The sequence below is a fragment of the Paenibacillus sp. PAMC21692 genome (assembly GCF_014303795.1).
GTDB lineage: Bacteria > Bacillota > Bacilli > Paenibacillales > Paenibacillaceae > Pristimantibacillus > Pristimantibacillus agaridevorans.
This window is the reverse complement of record NZ_CP060293.1, coordinates 2,496,768-2,516,632: the sequence shown is the minus strand read 5'-3', so window position 1 is coordinate 2,516,632 and position 19,865 is coordinate 2,496,768. Positions and strand designations below refer to the sequence as shown.

The following is a 19,865-nucleotide window of genomic DNA, read 5'->3' as shown; positions in this document are numbered from 1 at the left end:
CCGGACTCACAACAGAACAGCCTACTCCGAAGGGAGTAGGCTGCTCTGCCAGTCTGATCTGTCAAGGTTGATGGAAGTCCGGATCATACTTCATCACGGACACTTTACCTTCAGTTATTGGGCCTGTTGAGACTACGATATAATTCACATAGATGTTGTCGCTGCTGTCCGAGGCAAGACGTATCCCATATACGTTATCGGCGGAGATGCCTGCCCTCTCTACGAGACTCCAACTGCCACCCCCGTATTTCATCACAGTCACTCTGCCGCCGCTTGCAGCATCTCGATAAGCAACATAAGGAGTACCGGATCTGTCAAATGCGATAACGGTAGATAAGTCCTTCGAATCATCCGATGTTATCGTGAATCCGGAAGTGCCTACAGATTCCCAAGTGGATCCCATATATTTCATCACGGTCACTTTGGTAGAACTGCTCATATAGGCCACATAAGGTACGCCGCTTGGATCAAGCGCGAATGACGCATCAAACATGCCAATTGTCTGGAACTGGGAGTCACTGATCTCCTCCTGAGCATAGCCCGCACCAGTGCTGTTGAATTTAACCACATTTGTTTTTGTCCCGACTCCCCCGGATCTATACGTATAGAATAGATAAGGGGTCTTGCTTTGGTCAAACGCCATAATTAGATTACGAGTTGTACTCGACCCTATTGCACCATCGTCTATCCTCTCCCAATTGCTGCCTGTGTACTTCGCCACATATATGGAATTATAGGTGCTCTGAGAGTCATCGATGTAAGCTATATAAGGAGTGTTATCCTTGTCTATGGCGATGTAAGGATGGTTCCCCCTTCCTTCTATGCTGCCTACGGATTGCCAAGCGCCCTCATTATATTTCTTTACGACCGCTTTTTGGGATAGATTGGAATATGCAACGTAAAGCGTGTCCAAGCTGTCTATGGCAAGCGATACAGTACCCGAACCCGATTTCTCGAGAGCGGTTGAGCTTTCGACGGACCGCCACTCGTTATCCACGTATTTCATAACGAATACTTCGGAATTCCAAGTCACATAAGCCACATAAGGAATGCCATGGCTGTCAATTACGACTTTGGACTGATCCCCCGCTCCCGCATTCATCTCGTCGCCGACTTGCAGCCACGATGTTTGCGTCCATTTCGCGTACAAGGTAAGGTTAGCGTTCACCTTTGCAGAGAAGTTATAGACCGTCGTCAAATTGCTGTTGCTGTACCAACCCTCGAACTTGTAGCCGACCCGATTCGGTACGGCAGGCGCCACAGCGCTGCTTCCTGGAACCACCGCCTGGCTCTCCACAACTGGCCCGCCGTTGCTGACAAAGGTCACCGTGTGGACGTTTAATGTCCACAAGGCGTACAAGGTCAGATTGCCCGTCACCGGTGTCGAGAAGTTGTAGCGGTTCGTCAACTCGCTGTCGCTGTGCCAACCGCCGAACGTATAACCTGCTCGCGTCGTTGGATCAGGCGGGTAAACCATGACGTCCCTTAGCACCTTCACATCAGCCACAGCCGGACCACCGTTGTTGTTGAAGCTCACCGTGTAATAAGGCGTCCACTTCGCGTACAAGGTGAGGTCAGCCATCACCGATGTCGAGAAGATGTACCTATTGTTCAGTTCGAAATCGCTGAACCAGCCTTCGAACCTATGATCTTCCCGAGTTGGCGCGGCAGGTTGCGCCACCGTATTTCTATGAATCACCGTTTTACTGTCCACCGCCGACCCGCCGTTGCTGTTGAAGCTCACCGTGTAGATGTTATCCGTCCACTTTGCAAACAACGTGAGGTCAGTCGTAATCGGTGTCGAGAAGCTGAAGCGGTTCGTCAAGCTGCTGCTATCGTACCAGCCTTCGAACGTATAACCTTCGCGCGTTGGCGCGCTAGGTTGCGCAGCTACCGCGCCTTCGTACACCGTCAGAGGGTCCACCTGCGACCCGCCCTTGCTGTCGAAGCTCACCGTGTAGCTGACTTTTGGAACACTCGTCCACTTTGCATACAGCGTGAAGCTGCCCGTTACAACATTGGTCTCGAAGTCATAGGCGCTCGTCAAATCGCTGTCGCTGTACCAGCCGCTGAACACAAAGTCTTCCTTCGTCGGTGCGGCAGGCGCCGCCGCCTTGTCTCCCTCGTTCACCTTCCGGTCAGCCACCGCCGACCCGCCGTTGCTGTCGAAGCTCACCGTGTAGCCGCGCAGCCACTTCGCATATAGCGTGAGATGATCTGTGATCAGTGCGCTAAAGACGTAGACAGTCTGCAAGTTGCTGTCACGATACCAGCCGCCGAACACCAAATCATCCTTCGTCGGTTGATCCGGTTCGCTTACTTGGGAGCCATATTCTACCGTCTGGTTGCTCACCGGCGACCCACCGTTGCTGTTGAAGCTTACCGTGTAGCCGTTCCGCGTCCACTGCGCGATAAACTCGACAGGATGGGCAGGCATCGTTGTCGAAGACTCCGCTAACACAGGGTCCGAGATCCACCCTGCGAATGTATACCCCAGCCAGGCCGGGGTGCCAAGGCGTATCCCCGTCGTTGCCCCGAACGGTACGTTTTCGACCTTGCTCGCTTGGCCAGAACCATTGTAATTTATCGTCATGGCGTAGCTATTGCGCTTGTAATACAGCTTCAGCACCGTGGAGCCGTCGCTCGCTATATTAGCTGTCTGCGCAGCAGTCGGATCAAAGGTAAAACCCTCATAGGCCTTTGGCGTTACATCCGCCGAATTTACCGTGGCATCGGTTGTGCCGCGATACGATTCTTTATCCACAACGGTATAAGTGCCGCTATTAATATTTATATCTTGCTGCAAATGTACGACTTGGTAAGGCGTGTCCGTTTTGGCTGTCCACCTTGCCGTATAGGTCGTGTCCGTAGTCGGCATTACGCTTGGAACCTCCGGCGACCAACCGGCAAACGTATAACCCGGTCTTGTCGGCACCGGGATCCGACCGGCGATGTTCTTACCGAACGGTTCCGTTATCGAACTGCTTGCCTGCGCACCTTCATAGCCCAAAGAGAAGGTCATCTTTCGGTTCGTCGGATAATATTCAACCCTGAGAGCCGTCGTGCCGTCGCCTTTGAGCAATGCGCCGCTTACCGTGCCATTCGTATACCCTTGATCTTTGTACCTCTCGGAGTTGATCACAATTCTCGTGTCAGTTGTTCCGGTCAAGTTTTCCGTAAACACAGGCGAAGTCGATGTCCCGGTGTTCGGGTCTATCAAGTAATGCTTGACCGTATACGGTGTATTCGTATTCGCGATCCAGCGCGCGAACAGAATCATATCCTCGGCAGGCATTTGGCTCGGAATCGTAATCTTCGTTCCGCCTGTAGGAGCCGTATACCATCCATCAAAGGTGTATCCCGAATATTCCAGATCGGTTACGCTGATCGCCGCGTTATAAGGGGCGGCAATCACCTGAGTTGCTCCGCCATTCCGCGGGTACAGCTCTAGAATATAGTCGCCAATTCTAGCCATCCAATTTAACGGAATCTTGCGCCTCAGCGGTTCCGACGTGAACGACAGCGGCGCCCCTTTCCAGGTGATGACCAGATTGCCCTCACTCACCGGAATCGTCTTGTCCACCACTTCGATCTTTTGGGTCTTCGGATCATACTTGAAATTCGGATTGTCCACCTGGATATCGAACCTCGAGAGGTCATACTTCTCGGTATTCGTTTCGCCTGACTTCAAATCAAACATACGCATGGTGAACAGCATCTCCGGAACTGTGGCGGTGGTCACCCGGCCTGCCATTTTCAATAGGGGCGTTTCATTCTGCGAATAGTCAAAATTGTAGACATTATTGGACTCCCCTATTGTATACAGCGGCCACTCTTCATCAACCAGCTCCACGCTGGTCGAGAGCATGCCATCGCCTATTTGGGCGCCGAGTTCCACCTCCAAATAGATGCCTACCTCAACATACAGGGCGCCCAAAGACTTCGTGCTTTTTACCCCGCTCACATTTTTTAACTGATAATAGAAGTAACCCCATAGATTCAAATACACACCGGGTTCTGCGGAAATCCCAATGCTATTTAATTCGACACTTCCAATCCCCGCTTTTACCTCCAGATTAATACCGGCTCGTAATCCGAGCGTCCCCATCACATAGAAGGTAAACTGATAATCGCCGTCTCCCGGCAAGCTGACTGTATTGCTCGTGCCGCTAAAACTCAGTACGCGCAATGTCACCGAGTAACGCTTCGCCATTTTATAGTAGAAATCCGCCCCGATCGTCAGGTTGACCTGAGCACTGACCACAAACTTGGCCTCAAATTTGATTTCTACAATCCCTAAAGCTACGCGCATGCTCGCCTCGAAAATTTCCTTCTCGATTAACGGAACCCATTCCGTGTCTTGCTCCAACATCTCTTTATACTGTTCCTTCAGAGTCTCTACATCCACGTCGGTATCTTGCACGCCCGCCATGATCGCTTCGATTTCTGTCGCGATGTCCCGCACTTGACTAAAGAGGCCCGAGGTCTTCGCATCCAGCCAGTCATCCAGTGCAGCTCCCAGCTTGTCGTGTTCGACAAGAGCCATCTCCGCTTTGATGTTGAGCCCCGTGTAGCTATAGGCATCCAGATTCGCCGTAATCACATAATCATCAATGACCGGGAATAGAGGAATTCTACCAAAAAAAGTATTTACGGTGTACCAGTGCCATTTCGTCTCCGAATTAACGCCGAGATCCAGACTCATCTCCTGAATGAAGGTACCCGTCATATGGATGACGAGGGCGCCCTCTTCGCCATTGACGACAATATCGGCTCCTACTTGCAAGGTAGCGCTCACGCCGGAGGTTCGGCCGTTAATGTGCTTCAGCTTCGTGCCGAGCGAAGCAACGACGGTCAGATTCTCTACCGTTACCGTGTCTGCCGATAGTATACCTACCTTCGACTGTGCCTTGAAGTCATTCGTCTCCATAGCAATGGCGCTCAGATAATTCGCGGCTTGATCGACGAATCCGCTGTCGATCGCTTGCTGCTCGATTTGCGCTTCGAGCCTCGCGACCTGCTCATCCGACAATAGCACGTCTCCGTTAATCGCTTGCTCCTGATAGAGGTTGAACGAATTTGTAACGTCCTCTACCGTAGCATCGGTATACGTAATGATGTCCATCTCTGCCGCAGACGTAATGGAGGTGATGCGCCCGTAGCCGACGATCCTCAAATCTTCATCAGCGAATTCACCATTAATGGCGAACTCGCCTTCATAAAACCCGATAAAATCGCCCACATCCACCGTCGTCAGCTCATCCAAGCCGAGCGGCTCATACATACTGTCGCTGTAGTTCATCACGGAGTGCTCAACCGTGATGGAGTTGTTATCGGGATTTTCATCCGTGTCGGCCTCTACGCTCACCGGCAGCACATCCGGTTTGAACAACACTTGATCCGAGTCCGCGCGACCATAGGTGTAGGTTGTACCGTGAACCGCTGTGATCTGGACATACGCGACATCACCAGCGTCTTCAGCGGTTGTTTCTATCGTGCGAAGATCAGGGCGAACCCCTTGATAGATGGCGACGGTATCGCCAACTTTAATCGAGGCGCTTCCGCCATAAACGAACGTTCCACTGCTTGCATTCGCCTCAGCCAGCGTATTTCCGCTGCCGCCCACCGTCGTCGTGACGACAGGTATGGCCGGCGAATCCACATTCGCGCCATCCAGCATCATATCCGAGACCTCGGTAAAGGCCAGATAAATCATGTTCGGATTGAGAGGAACATTCATGACTTCTTGCTTGGCAACGCTAAACACATAGATGCGCGTCGTCGCATCTTGTCCTTGGAAACGCAGGTTGTCGTCAGTCAACGTAAGTTGATAGGTGTTGCCCTCGACGAACTCGCCGCCTTCGGCTGCCGAAGCTACCGTGAAGAGATCGTTCGCTCCGGTGACAGTAATCCCCGCGAAGTCGGGATTCGCTATATCCTTGAACGACATGCCCGCTTTAACCTCGGATGCCGTCAGATTGCCCGATGCGTCTATAACAGCAATCGTGAAGTTCGGCGAAACATCCAGCATCGAGTGGCTAGGCGTAGTCTGTACGGCATTATCCACGCTATCCATATACTTCGCATACAAGGTCGTATCCTCGATAATGGAACTTCCTTCTGCGAAAATTAGCAAATGATCGCTGTCCCTAAACCAGCCCTGGAAAATATCCCCTTCCTTAGCTGGGGCAGGCAGTTTACCCAGCGCTTCTCCTGCTTGTACCGTCTGAGAGGTTAGCGCCGTTCCGCCGTCACTATCAAAACTTAACGTGTAGGCATTAGCTGTCCACTTCGCATACAACGTGATGTCTTGCGTCACAGCTGCCGTAAAGCCGTAAGGGCTACGCAAGTCGCTATCGCTGTACCAGGCGTCGAACGTAAAGCCTGCCCGTGTCGGGGCGGTAGGTTCCGTCGCTGATCCGCCATAATTTACAGACTGACTATTCACTTCTGAGCCGTCGTTGCTGTTGAAGCTCACTGTGTAGCTATTAATCGTCCACTCCGCATACAACGTCAGATTACCAGTCACCTTTGCCGTAAAGCTGTAGGCGTTCGTCAAATTGCCGTCGCTGTACCAGCCGCCGAACGTATAACCTGTCCGAGTTGGAGCGCCAGGTTCCGCAGCCATGCCGTTATAATTCACGGACTGGCTATTCACCGCCGATCCGCCGTTGCTGACAAAGCTCACCGTGTAGCTATTAATCGTCCATTTCGCATACAACGTGATAGGGCCAGTCACCGCTGCCGTAAAGCCGTAATGGCTTGTCAAGCCGCTATCGCTGTACCAGCCGCCGAACGTATATCCTTCCCGAGTTGGGGTGCCGGGTGCCGCAGCCACGGCGCCTTCTTCCACCGTCAGGTCAGCCACTGCCGTACCACCGTTGCTGATGAAACTTACCGTGTAGTTGTTTTTTTGAACAATCGTCCACTTCGCATACAACGTGATATTACCCGTCACCAGAGCTGTTGTGAAGTCGTATGCGGTCGTCAAGTTGCTATCGCTGTACCAGCCGCCGAACACATGACCATTCTTCGTCGGCGTGCTAGGTGCCGCTGCTTTAGCGCCTTCGTTCACCGTCTGCTCAGCCACCGTCGATCCGCCGTTACTGTTGAAGCTCACTGTGTATCTGGCCGTCCATTTTGCGTACAACGTCATGTTATCCGTTACCGGTGTCGTGAAACTGTAGCCGACTGTCAAGCTGCTGTCGCTGTACCAACCGCCGAACGTATAACCAACCCGCGTCGGTGCGTCAGGTTCCGTAACCGTGCCGCCATAATTCACTGGCTGACTACTAACCAGAGGCCCGCCGTTACTATCAAAGCTCGCCGTAAAGCTCTTAATCGTCCACTTCGCGTACAACGTAAGCTTGCCCGTCACCGCTTCCGTGAAGTCGTAGGGAATTGCCAAGCTGCTGTCGCTATACCAGCCGCCGAACGTGTAACCTTCCTTTGTCGGCACTTCAGGTACCTCTGCCTTGGAGCCCTGTCTCACCGTCTGGCCATTTACCGCTGTACCTCCGTTGCTCTCGAACGTAAGCGCATACTCAGGAGTGATGTTGCCGCCACCGCCATTGCCACCACCATTGCCACCGCTGTTGCCGCCGGTGTTGCTGCTGGGTTCAGGCGTTGATGTTGGTGCTGGTGTTGGCTTAGGCGTCGCCGTCGCTTGATTCTGTCCTTGCCACGCCCCCACAACCGCATTGCTGCGCATGAAGGTAACGGCAGCTTGCGCACGGGTTGCTTGGTCATGCGGGTTGAAATTGCCATTGGCATCTCCAACGAACAAGCCTGCTTGCCACAGCTTGACGACCGCGTCAACTGCCCAAGAAGAAACATTTGCGAGATCACTCGGCTTTGTAGTTACATGATTGCTTGTTTGATAGGGAATCTGATGGCTTTCAAAATACCGCAAAGTCATCGTCACCATTTGCTCACGGGATACGGTTGCATCCGGAGAAAAGTTCCCGTTGCCCGTGCCGGCGGTAATCCCTTTCTTAGCCGCCCACTCTACATATGGCGCATACCAAATCCCCGTCTGCACATCGGCAAAGTTCGAGATTGGATACTTACTTACATCCACGCCTGCCATTCGTCCAAGCGCCGTCACATACATGGCACGCGTCATCGTACCCTGGGGCGAGAAGCTGTCAACACCCGTTCCGTTGAATATTCCATTCTTCTGGACATAGAGAACCGCATCGTAGAACCAATCCGTTGGACGAACATCTTGAAACCCGCTCGATTCGGCCGCTGTCGCCTGCTGCACCGGCATTAAGTTCACTGGCAGCAAGCCCACCACCATGCTGAAAACCAGCATCAACGCCAGAATCCGCGATTTTAACTTCCATCCACGTTTTATTGCCTGCTTCAAACTCTTTCATCCCTTCTAGTAGCTGTTATGAATCTCTTTAATTGCCATACTGACTCTCTCATTCCCAATGCCAAAGACCTATAGCCCCTGCCAGTTACGTTAACCTTCCCTTCGTAACAACCAAATTACGACAGTAATTACGTAAATTCAGTTACTATTTTCCTACTATGTTATCATCGTCGATAGAAACACTGTCGAATTATAAAGAAAACTTTAAGTTTCATATATAGACTAATTTACTATGATAAAATTGGGGAAATCGATATCATCTATCATTCTTCGAGGGGACAATCGAGGAGGAAACGACTACATCCGACAAGAAAAATAGCGGCGTAAGGGAGGTGATCCCTACGCCGCTATTATTAATGAATTCAAGCTTTAGGTTTAATTTGGGTTACAAGTAAGCTGAATCAATAAGGACATCTTAAAGAGAGCCGTTTACCTAGGAATGTGATTTTTTTGTGATAATACGCAAAAAACGGGACCCCGAAAGGTCCCGTTTTTCTTGATATATAAGGGTTTTCAAGCCCTTTATTACATCATGCCGCCCATACCGCCCATGCCGCCCATGTCAGGCATGCCTGCGCCGCCAGCGCCCTTCGGCTCAGGCTTGTCAGCTACGACAGCCTCAGTTGTCAGGAACATAGCCGCTACGGAAGCAGCGTTTTGCAGCGCGGAACGCGTTACTTTAGCAGGGTCGACGATACCGGCGTCGAACATGTTGACCCACTCGCCAGTTGCAGCGTTGTAGCCGATGCCTACCGGCTCGTTTTTCAGACGCTCAACGATAACGGAGCCTTCTTGGCCTGCGTTCGCTGCGATTGTACGAATTGGCTCTTCCAAGGAACGAAGCACGATGTTAACGCCCGTTTGCTCGTCGCCGTTTGCCTCAATAGCCGCAACAGCTGCGTAAACGTTGATCAAAGCTGTTCCGCCGCCGGATACCATGCCCTCTTCGACAGCTGCGCGCGTGGAGTTCAAAGCGTCTTCGATGCGAAGCTTGCGCTCTTTCAATTCGGTTTCAGTAGCCGCGCCGACTTTGATTACAGCAACGCCGCCAGCCAGCTTGGCCAGACGCTCTTGCAGCTTCTCTTTGTCGAAGTCGGAAGTTGTTTCTTCCAATTGAACGCGAATTTGGTTAACGCGAGCAAGGATGTCGGCAGAGTCGCCGGCGCCTTCCACGATGATCGTGTTTTCTTTAGTGATACGAACTTGGCGAGCAGAGCCCAGTTGCTCTACTGTAGTGCCTTTGAGCTCAAGGCCGAGCTCTTCCGTAATCACTTGGCCGCCAGTCAGGGCAGCGATATCTTGCAGCATCGCTTTGCGGCGGTCGCCGAAGCCAGGAGCTTTAACCGCTACGCAAGTGAATGTGCCGCGAAGTTTGTTCAGAACCAGCGTCGCTTGCGCTTCGCCTTCCACGTCTTCCGCGATAATCAGAAGCTGCTTGCCGGATTGTACAACCTTCTCCAAGACAGGCAGGATTTCTTGAATGTTCGTGATTTTTTTGTCCGTGATCAGGATGTAAGGGTTGTCGAGCACCGCTTCCATCTTGTCCGTGTCCGTGATCATGTAAGGGGAGATGTAGCCGCGGTCGAATTGCATGCCTTCAACCACTTCCAGCTCCGTATTAAAGCCTTTGGACTCTTCTACTGTAATAACGCCGTCGTTGCCAACCTTCTCCATCGCTTCCGCGATCAGTTGACCAACCTCTTCGTCGCCGGAAGAGATAGCAGCGATTTGCGCAATGGACTGCTTGCCTTCAATAGGCTTGGAGATAGCTTTCAGCTCGTTGACGGCAGCGCCAACAGCTTTCTCGATGCCTTTGCGAATCACCATAGGATTAGCGCCGGCCGTTACGTTTTTCAGACCTTCGCGAATCATCGCTTGAGCCAGAACGGTTGCAGTCGTCGTGCCGTCGCCGGCCACGTCGTTTGTTTTAGTCGCTACTTCTTTAACAAGCTGGGCACCCATGTTCTCGAATGCGTCATCCAGCTCGATTTCCTTCGCGATGGACACGCCGTCGTTCGTAATAAGCGGGCTGCCGAATTTTTTCTCGAGCACCACGTTGCGGCCTTTAGGACCAAGCGTTACTTTTACTGCATTAGCAAGAGCGTCAACGCCGCGCAGCATGGAACGGCGAGCGTCTTCGCTGAATTTAATTTCTTTAGCCATAATCGTTAACCTCCCGATTGGTTAGAATGTATACGGAATCTAAATCTTATTGGAACCCGGCTCTCTTAGCCGAAAATCGCATGGATGTCGCTTTCCTTCATGATCAAATACTCTTTGCCTTCGTATTTGATTTCAGTTCCCGCATATTTGGAGAACAGAACGCGGTCGCCTTCTTTTACTTCCAATGCAACGCGTACGCCGTCTTTCAGCGATCCGCTGCCTACCGCGATGACTTTGCCTTCTTGCGGCTTTTCCTTCGCCGTATCCGGCAATACGATGCCGCTTGCAGTCGTTTCTTCCTTCGCGATTGGTTCGATCAATACGCGTTCACCCAAAGGTTTAATCATTGAAAATAGCCTCCTTCTAAATTTGTCGCATGATTTTAATTCGTTAGCACTCGTGAGCCTCTAGTGCTAACAACCATTTTTATCATACTCAACTTCCCATCCGATTTCAAGTGCCTAAGGACAAATTTCCGGTAAATTTACAAGTGAGCCTGCAGAACCCGTTGTCAACTGCGACAAGGCCGCACCGATGGCTGTGCATCGTATTTGTTCAAGCTTGTCCCTAAGGCGAAACGGCTGCGCCGTCCTTTGGCGGCGGGGCGCGTTTCGTTCCGGGAATGATACGTTCATTTAATAAAACAAGCCTGCATGCCGACGACGGATCGACGGATGCAGGCTTGCAATCGCTGTTGGTATTTATGCTCTTCTTATGACTTCAAAGCGGTGTCGATCGGGATCTCGCCGCCGCTCCATACCGTCTTCGAGGTCCAAGGCGCGTCCGGACCGCTCCAGAAGGGATTGGAGGCCGGCAAGCCGAGGGGCAGGAACGCAACCGCGCACAGATACAAGCTGCCTGTCGAAATGTAGCTTTCGCCAAGCTCCCGCTGGTGTCCCGCCAAACCGATCGTCAGCCAGCCCTCCGGCGTGAAGGTTCCCGGCGCGTCGAGCGTGCGCCGTAAAACAGCCGTCAGCGCGCATCGCACGCTCTCGGGAGAGAGCTCCTCCGGCAGTTCGCCGCGCAGCGCGCTCTGGGCGAGACTGTGGAACGCCCCGCAGCGATACGGGAGCGAACGCCCGATTGGAGGGAAGGAGCCGTCCGGTCCGATAAACCGCTCCTGTACGGCGGCATAGCGGATGGCCCGACGCTGCGCTGCATGGCGAATGTCATCCCATGTCCCATCCTGTCCTCGCATCGTCTCTAGCAGATCGATCAGCATGGGTTGAATGACGAAGCTGTTGTAATAGTCCCAATGAAATTCCGGCCCGTCGCCATAGGCGCCGTCTCCTTTGTACCATTGCTCGTGCTGCCGGATCGCGTAATCGATCCGCATGGGATCCCAGTCCGACTCGCCTGCCGCGAACAGCGCCGCTTCGATAAGGGCGGAGAACAGCAGCCAGTTGTTGTAACCAGGTTTGCGGGTGCGCGTCGCCTTCAGGGCGGCAACCACGTTGCGCTGCACGCCTGGCTCCAGCTTCCGCCACAGCTCGTTCGGCGAGCGCAGCAGCGCCTGCGACAGGAACGCGGCGTCGACGATAGGCTGCCCGCCTTCCGAGAAGTTCATGAAATCCGGCGACGCCGGATTCGTGCCGGCATCAATTGCCGCTCTTGCCAGTTCCGCATAACGAAGACGAAGCTTTTCTTCCGCTTCATCCTCCGCTCCGCCAGGCTGCTCCAGCCATGGCGCCATGCCGGCAAGCAGCCTGCCCAGCGCCTCCAAATGTGTAAATTTGGCGCGATCCTCCGACATGCCAGGCTTGCATTCAACCGGCATGTCAACCTTTAGCCTCCGCTCGGCCAGCGCGTTCAAGACAGGACCCGCCACCTGTCCCAGCTTCTCCAGCCAAAATGCCCGTTCTCCCGAATGAGCGGCGCCTACGTTTGCTGCTGTCATCATCCTCTTCCTTTCCCCCTGGTCTTGCTTTGTCTTACGAGCGTTATGCAAAATGGAAATAAAACACTGCTTCTATTATATACTTACCGGCGGCCTCACTGTCGACCCCTTATCTACTGTTCCATCCAACCTGTGGAAGTCCAGCGTATACCAGTGACGTTCCTTGCCAAAATGATCACTATCGACACGCGCCGTCACTTCCGGCACCCATGATACGGCATCGTATAATATAAATAGCTTGCGCTTGCCTTCCAGCGTCACTAGCCCAACAGCTTACCAAAACAACTCGCCGTGCTTAAGCAGTCGCGAGATGCCCTCCGCGAAGTAGTAATCTCCGTAGATAAGCGGCACATCGATATTTTTGTTCTCCGGATAATGGCTGGTGCCATGCAAAATCAAACCTTCTTCCGCCTCATTGTCCCACGCACCGTAACGGGTGTACAGGCTATGCAGCATCCGCTCGCCCGTTTCGCTATACAGTTCGGATTCCGCCGAACCTACCTGCTCTGCCAGCAGCAGCAGGCCGCAGGCCGCACAGGCGCCAGCCGAGCTGTCGCGATAGCGCGTAACGTCGTCGGGAATACGGAAGTCCCATACGGGCACATCATCCTCGGGCAGATTGGCGATAAAGAAATGCGCCACGCGCTGCGCCGCCCGAAGGTAACGCTCGTCTCCTGTATGCTTGTAGCTAAGCGCCATGCCGTAGATGGCCCAAGCTGCGCCGCGCGACCAGGCGGAATTTTCCGCATAGCCTTGTCCGCCGTTTACGCCAAGCTTCTCGCCGCTTGCGGCGTCGAAGATGACAATATGATTAACCGAGCCATCCTCCCGAATAAAATGGTCCAGCACCGTATCCGCATGCGCAATCGCCACGTGCTTGTAGCGGGGATCGCCGGATATGTCGGCTGCCCAGTGCAGCAGCGGCAAGTTCATCGAGCAGTCGATGATTGCCCAGCCGGAATTGTCCTCGCCCGGTCTCCACGGATTCCAGGCGCGAATGTAGCGGCCCTTCGTATTAAACCGAGCGCTCAGCAGATTTGCCGCCAGCAACGCCCGACGTTTCGATTCCTCTTCGCCGAGCAGCTTGTAGCGGGCAACGCTAGTGAGCTGCCACATAAATCCCATATCGTGATCCAGTCGATAGTAGTCGGATATCACCCCGTCCAACTGAGCCTCGCAGCTCTCAGCCAACGCACGTAATGCTTCGTCTCCGGTTTCCCGGTAAACCAGCCATAGCAAACCAGGCCAGAAACCCGCCGTCCACCAATAGGCCGGCTCCAGTACATATTGTCCGTTTACGCTCGCATGCGGGAAGCGATCTCCAATTCGTTTGCTCGTCCTCGATACTTTGGCGACAATCTGCTCCCATGCTTCTTGTGCCCATTGCTTCTGTATGGTCATCTCTCTGCTCCCATTCTTTGTCTTATCTATCGTTTTATCCTTCTACAGTCCAAACATCCTGTACAGTACGGCCGCAGCTTGCGCTCGGGTCGACAGTCCCCGCGGGGCAAAGCTGTTTTCGCCAATGCCGTTTATAATGCCTTGCTCCTGCATAACCGCTACCGCTTCGACGGCATACGGGGCGATGCTGGCCGCATCCGCAAACGCCGGCGCTTCCGCGCTTGGGCTCCATGCCAGTCCCATCGCCTTGGACGCTCGGTACAGCATGACCGCCATGTCTTGCCGGCTGATGGCGTCGTTTATCCCGAAGCTGCCGTCCGGTTTTCCTTGCGCGATGCCCAGCTTCTGCGCGGACGCCACGGCCTTATCATGCCACGAGCCTTTTTGCACGTCGCTAAACGTAGCCGTAGCGGACGCATCCTCCAGATCGAACAATTGAACCAGCATCGTAATAAACTGCGCCCGCGTCAGTGGACCGTTCGGCCGGAAGGCATCGTTTCCGACTCCGTTTACAGCGTCCCTTGCCGCCAGCGCTTCAATGTATAACCGCGCCCATGCCGCTTGGCCCAAATCTCCGAATGTCTTGTGCGCATAGGCAGGGAAATATTTGCTGAAGTGTTTCGGGCTAAACTTTACTATGCCCGTTGCCGGGTTGTATCTCGCGTTTTTGACCAGTTCCAATTCGCCGCTATCCGTTACGTAGTAGATGACGATTTTGTCCGCCGTTTCGCCCGGCCGCAGCGTATAAGGTACTTCTACCGTCACTTCGCCCCCGCCAAACGCGCTTATCGGACGTCCATCCAGCAGCAGCTCAAAATCGTACACCGCGTCTCCCGGATTCACCTGCTCGCCGATATTCGCGGGCAAACTCAATGCATCCAGTCGGCGGACTGAAAACTGCAGATTGGACGCGGATTCGTCGTCGATCAGCCCCCGGTCAAGGGTGACAATCGCAAAGCCGCTGTCGATGATGATGTTCTTGGCTTTTTGTCCCGCTTCGCCGCGAACTTGCGCCAGCGGGAACTCCACCTCCACCTTGCTCGCCGCGACTCCCGGCTGCACCTCGATGCGCAGTGTTTGGCCGCTGAGCAGGTCGACCGCTCGCTGCATATGGTTGGCATTTAGCTTGACCCGCGCTGTCCCGCCCACGATCGAAGGCGACCCCACCACAACGGACTTTTCCGTAATGATCGGTTCGTTATCAGGGGTTGTACCACTGCCACTGCCGCCGCCAGTCCCGTCTCCTCCTCCCGTTCCGTTGCCGACAATTACCGCGTTCGCTCCCGTTGCCGGGTTATAGGTCGTCCATTGATCAATGGATTGACCAACCTTGATGGCGTCCAGCGTGAAGTTTCCTTCGCCGACCGCTTTGGCGGTCAGTTTGACGGTCCCCAGCACAATGTTGCCGCTCTCCCCCGCCGCATCCCCGAGCTTTGAGTAGACTGCTCGCACTTTGCCTCCGGGGAGCAGTTCCGTATTTACCAGGGAGCTGAAGCCGCTCAAACTCGTCGTAAATGCGCCGCTGCCGGCCGTCCACAGGGATGGATCGAACTTGACATTTAACTCAAACGCCACCAGTTCCTGCGCATTGCGAAGGCCGATCTCCACCTCGATCGTCTCCCCGACCCTGACTCCGGCCTTGGATACGTTCAAGTAGAAATCCGGCTCATCTGGCGCCGCGAACAGCGCAGAAGGCCATACGGAGCATAGCAGCAGGAGCGCCAGCCCGATCGTCCATATTCTTCTTTTCATAGTTACCATCCCTCTCATAGGTAAAGACTAGAATGCGTCAGGCCGGACTCGAGATCCTTGTCATGGCAGACTTGAATCGCGAGCCGGCCATCCCATCAGCCGTTAATGCTTAAATCTTGCCCAGAATCCATTGCGCCAGCTTGCGCAGATCCTTGATATCGATCTCGCCGTCATCGATCAGATCCGCTTTTTTGTAAGTGTCCCAATCGGCGCCTTCCTGATTCTTGCCGTAGTAGAGTGACGTCATTAAGGCCAGATCGCCGACGCCCAGCCTGCCGTCACCGTTTAAATCGCCAGGCACATGCGCGATCACAAGCGATTGAAACGTCCCAACGGCGGCGTTTAATGTCAGAAGCGCCAGATCCACCTCGGCTTGAGTCGCCGTTTCACTATTCTGCGTCGTTTTCGCGGCCAGAATGGCCTGCCGCAAAACCGCCTTAGAGCCTGTCGGGTATTGTCCCGCCAGAGTTCCTTCAACTGCGGAGCCATGCAGCGCCTCCGCGTTCAATATAGCTTCATCCAGCGCGGTTTTGTCCGTTTCCGGCTCGGCATCCGCTTGCGTCTTGGCGATGATGATCCAGCTGAGCTGTACGTCGGTATTGCTACCGGTCTTAGCTGGCGAAACGACGATTTCCATCGTGCCTGCCTCATCCATCGCGATATCCTTGTGTGCCGCCGCCTCGTAGGAGCCGGTAATGATCCTTCCCGTTTCCACCGTCGTACCGTTGATGGCGGTATTCGCAACGCGATTCGACTGGGAAGACGAGAACCACGGATCGTAGAAGCCGATGTAGACGTTGTATTTGCCCCCATCTAGATCAAATTTGTAGGTCAGATCCCGGCTGCTTGTCGTGTTCACATAGCGCAAGCTTTGGAAAATATCCGCGTTGTTTGTCCGGAGTATGCTGTTAGTGCCGGTGTATCCCCATGTTCTTCCATTCTGTGGATCGTAGCTTTGCTCTGCCACGGTATGCTGGAGCTGCTTGCCCGTGCTGGCCGTATAGTCGCCGACCAACTGCGTATATTGCGGTACTTCTCCAGATGACGGACTGACAAAATAAAGCATATGGTCCGGCAGCGTCACCGACACCTCGTAATTAACCGTATTGCCTGCCAGAGAAGTGCTTCCTCCAAGCGTACCTTGTACCGTAGCCGTTCCCAGCTTCGTGCTTGCCGACGACAGACTTGCGGAATCCCAGCTTACGGGCACGTTGTCGTAAGTCGTCGAGCCTTGCTTCAAATTAAGCGTCGCGGGCAATTCCAGAGCTTCGCCCAGCTTGACGGTATGTTCGCCGTCTCGCAGCACCTGCAACGGCGCCAGCGCATCCAGCGATTCCAGCTTCCAGTCGCTTACCGTCTGGCCTTCGATCTTGGTTCCGTTCGCCGTAATCTGTAGCGGAATCCATACGTAACCGGACGTTTCCAACGCACGTTGGATCCAGCGGTCGCCCATATAGATGAACAGGCCGTTCTCGGGATCATACGGAATGACCGCCGTCGACTGTGTACGATACGACGTATTCGACGTGTCGTACGGGAACGGATTGCCCAGATTCGTATAAGGCGTAAACGTCCTGCCTCCGTCCGTCGTATTGCCGAAAATATGATTGGCGCGATAGGCGATGGAAGGATTGGGATCCCATCCCGTTGTGCCGGACGTAATGAAATAATAATAACCGTTATATTTAAATACCGCAGGCGCCTCCCGGCTCGTATCTGTAAATACACGGGCCGTAAAGGTTTCGCCCAGTCCTTCCGTTCCGTCCTTGATCGGCGCCGTAAATTCGTCGTTCAATAATGAAATATACGTATATTTGTTTTCTTCACTGGAATAAATAGCATACGCTTTGCCGTCGTCATCCTTGAATACGGTCATATCGCGGGCCATACCTTTGTTGCTGTCGTAATAACCCTCGATGTAGTTCATTTTCTGCGCGTTGACCAGCTTAAACGGACCAAACGGAGAGTCCGATACCGCAAAGCCCATCTGCGCGCGACTGTACCGGCTGGCGGCGGTAACATAGGCCGGGTCGTTCTTGAGCGTATCGTAAAACTCCAATATGCGCGCGTCGCTTGGCCCGTCGACGTGGTACACAATGACATATTGGTTCGTTTTGTCGTTGTACAGCATTTTCGGACGTTCCATAATGGTGTAATAAGCATACGTACGGTCAAACGCCAATCTCAAGCTTGCTTCGTCGTAGGTTGCAGCCGCATAGTCGAAATCGCCGTCATTGCTCCGGCTATAGCCAGGATGCGCATTTTTGTCGACGTATGCCTGCAGGAAGTCGCGGGCGTAGTCGATGTCGAATTGGGACAAAGGATCGCCCAGTTCGTTGGTGCCAATGCCTGCCGTTCCCATCGCGCGGGCTTTCAACGCCTCAAGTTGGCTGTCGCTGAACTGAACGCCTTGGCCATTCGCCGTTTTTTCCATCGGGAATACGCGATGTGGATAAAGGGCAACGCCCATGTCTGCCCAGTTGTACAGATCCTTGGATACATACGTATGAATGCCGCCAATCGGCCGGCCGCCGTAGGTTTTATCTTCGCCGACCCACAGCCAGGCACCGTCACCGTCGACCGGATTGTCCGTAAATGTCGGTTCATTGCCGTTCCACGATACATGATCCACCCAAATGACTTGGCCGCCGTGAGCCTGAATCGGAACGCCTTTCGTATCAAACCAGACGTCGGTGTTCTCTCCAGCCATGCCGCCTATCGATGAATACGTGACGTGCTGAACGGGGCCGGTTAACTCCTCCACGGCAAGCCAACTGATCGCCGCATTTTTATTTGTTTTTCCCGCTCCCGGCCCTGCCGTATAGGAGCCTGCGTTCGTCAGCACGTAAGTCGCGTCTGCGGCGCCATCCGGCAGTTCGATGTCATAGGTTATTAGCTTGGAATGACCCGTGTGATCCAGATGTAGACGATTGACGATTTTGGATACCTTTTTACCGTCCAGATTGTAGCTGATCGATATTTTGATTGGCATTTCGTTGCTCCACCACAGACGATGATAGGAGGTAAAGCGATAGCTTTTGCCGCCTTCCAGACCGTCTAGCTTGTACGACAAGGTAGATAGCGGATCGCCGCCGTCGATCATGATGCCTGTAGCGTTTTTGTCCAGATCGGGTTGCTCCGATTTGTTAATGATAGTGCTGTTTGCTCCTGAGCTGGTAAGAGCGATATACCCCCATCCGGATGTCGAATTGTAAACCGCATGGCCGGACTCGTTCAGCAGGTCGTTCCCTGTCAATGCCTTCACGGCATTATAAATACTAGGAACTCTCGCGCCCGCATCGATAAAATATTTCAGATTGGGAGGCACAACCTCAACGTATGCCCTCACGGGCTCCGCCAGATCGTGTCTCGTCCCGTCGGCTCCCACCTTCAAATAAGCGGTTCCCGTTACTTCGATCGCTGGGGCGAAGGCTTGCGCATAGTCGACATTGGCCGGCAAACTCCAGTCTACGTATATGGGATCCACGACGGAATTGTCGAACGCCTTGCCGCTAATCGTATTCGGCATTGCCGGTTGCTGTCCCGTCAGGGTGGCGACAACGACCGGATTGTAGGATGCCGGCAGCTTCGTGCCGTCCTCCAACGTCGCTTTGATTTCGGTCACGACCACATTATCGGCCGACATCGTTCCACTCAGGTTTTGCAAGCCGATTTTGCCCGCCGCAAATTGAGTGTCCGTAAACTCAACGACCTTGCTATTGTTCAGGTACCCCTGGATCAGGCTGCCGCTCGCGACAACCTTGAGGTTGTACCATTGGTTAATCGACAAGGTCTGATTGGATGATGCCAGGACGGAGGCAGAGCCGCCCACCCGCTTGATGAGCTGCACCTGGGTTGATCCCGATGCCGGCCTGTACAGCCGGAGCCAATAATTGTTGCTGTTGTCCTGCGCCCGGAACACGATGCCGGCGTATCCGCCATTGGCGTTGATACGGACTTGGCTCTCTACCGTGTAGTCCTTCCAGGCCGCAACCCCCGTAACGATCGTCGAATTGGTATTGGTTGCGTTCAATATGCCGCTTTGTACGCTGTAAGCACCTGCGAGAATGCTCCAATCGGAAGAAAGGGACGCGCCGGAAAAATCGTCCTGAAACAAAATTGTGCCATTACTATTCGCATGAGCAACAATGGTTGGACCAATCGAAGCGAACAGCACGACGATCATGCAAATTGTCGTCCATATGGCTGTATACTTTTTGATGGATGTCAAAGGAAATCCACTTCCTCGCTATGTATTTTCCATTCACGAAA

General features: G+C 53.6%; 8 protein-coding genes. All 8 read right to left on the bottom strand.

Translation table 11 applies throughout. The features are described from left to right. Positions 1 to 61: 61 nt before the first annotated feature. The 8 genes from H7F31_RS10025 to H7F31_RS09990 all read right to left on the bottom strand — a co-directional run bounded on the left by H7F31_RS10025 (position 62) and on the right by H7F31_RS09990 (position 19,824). A complete protein-coding gene (locus H7F31_RS10025) occupies positions 62 to 8,371 on the bottom strand; it encodes an InlB B-repeat-containing protein (RefSeq protein ID WP_187104030.1) in 8,310 nt (2,769 codons plus the stop codon). Between the two features lie 534 nt (positions 8,372 to 8,905). Beyond that, positions 8,906 to 10,543 carry a chaperonin GroEL gene (gene groL / locus H7F31_RS10020; protein WP_187104029.1) on the bottom strand — a complete coding sequence of 546 codons (1,638 nt, stop codon included), beginning with the start codon at positions 10,541 to 10,543 and terminating at the stop codon, positions 8,906 to 8,908. A gap of 65 nt (positions 10,544 to 10,608) precedes the next feature. Further along, positions 10,609 to 10,890 carry a co-chaperone GroES gene (gene groES, locus H7F31_RS10015; protein WP_087571121.1) on the bottom strand — a complete coding sequence of 94 codons (282 nt, stop codon included), beginning with the start codon at positions 10,888 to 10,890 and terminating at the stop codon, positions 10,609 to 10,611. Positions 10,891 to 11,255: 365 nt separating this feature from the next. Then, on the bottom strand, positions 11,256 to 12,443 hold the full coding sequence (locus H7F31_RS10010) for a DUF2264 domain-containing protein (RefSeq protein ID WP_261800369.1): 1,188 nt from the start codon (positions 12,441 to 12,443) through the stop codon (positions 11,256 to 11,258). 72 nt (positions 12,444 to 12,515) lie between these two features. Next, entirely contained in the window at positions 12,516 to 12,701 is a 186-nt protein-coding gene (locus H7F31_RS10005; RefSeq protein WP_187104028.1) for a hypothetical protein, read from the bottom strand. A gap of 12 nt (positions 12,702 to 12,713) precedes the next feature. Beyond that, positions 12,714 to 13,841, bottom strand: a complete 1,128-nt coding sequence (locus H7F31_RS10000) for a glycoside hydrolase family 88 protein (RefSeq protein ID WP_187104027.1) — start codon at positions 13,839 to 13,841, stop codon at positions 12,714 to 12,716. Between the two features lie 42 nt (positions 13,842 to 13,883). After that, the gene (locus H7F31_RS09995; RefSeq protein ID WP_187104026.1) at positions 13,884 to 15,593 is read right to left on the bottom strand and encodes an S-layer homology domain-containing protein; all 1,710 of its coding nucleotides are present in this window, start codon (positions 15,591 to 15,593) and stop codon (positions 13,884 to 13,886) included. Between the two features lie 109 nt (positions 15,594 to 15,702). Then, on the bottom strand, positions 15,703 to 19,824 hold the full coding sequence (locus tag H7F31_RS09990; RefSeq protein ID WP_187104025.1) for a 3-keto-alpha-glucoside-1,2-lyase-like domain-containing protein: 4,122 nt from the start codon (positions 19,822 to 19,824) through the stop codon (positions 15,703 to 15,705). Positions 19,825 to 19,865 lie beyond the last annotated feature (41 nt).

Bases quoted from the DNA above. Each gene is read 5' to 3' on its own strand.
- H7F31_RS10010 (WP_261800369.1), bottom strand. From the start codon at position 12,443: ATGATGACAGCAGCAAACGTAGGCGCCGCTCATTCGGGAGAACGGGCA.
- H7F31_RS09995 (WP_187104026.1), bottom strand. From the start codon at position 15,593: ATGAAAAGAAGAATATGGACGATCGGGCTGGCGCTCCTGCTGCTATGC.
- groES (WP_087571121.1), bottom strand. From the start codon at position 10,890: ATGATTAAACCTTTGGGTGAACGCGTATTGATCGAACCAATCGCGAAG.
- groL (WP_187104029.1), bottom strand. From the start codon at position 10,543: ATGGCTAAAGAAATTAAATTCAGCGAAGACGCTCGCCGTTCCATGCTG.
- H7F31_RS10000 (WP_187104027.1), bottom strand. From the start codon at position 13,841: ATGACCATACAGAAGCAATGGGCACAAGAAGCATGGGAGCAGATTGTC.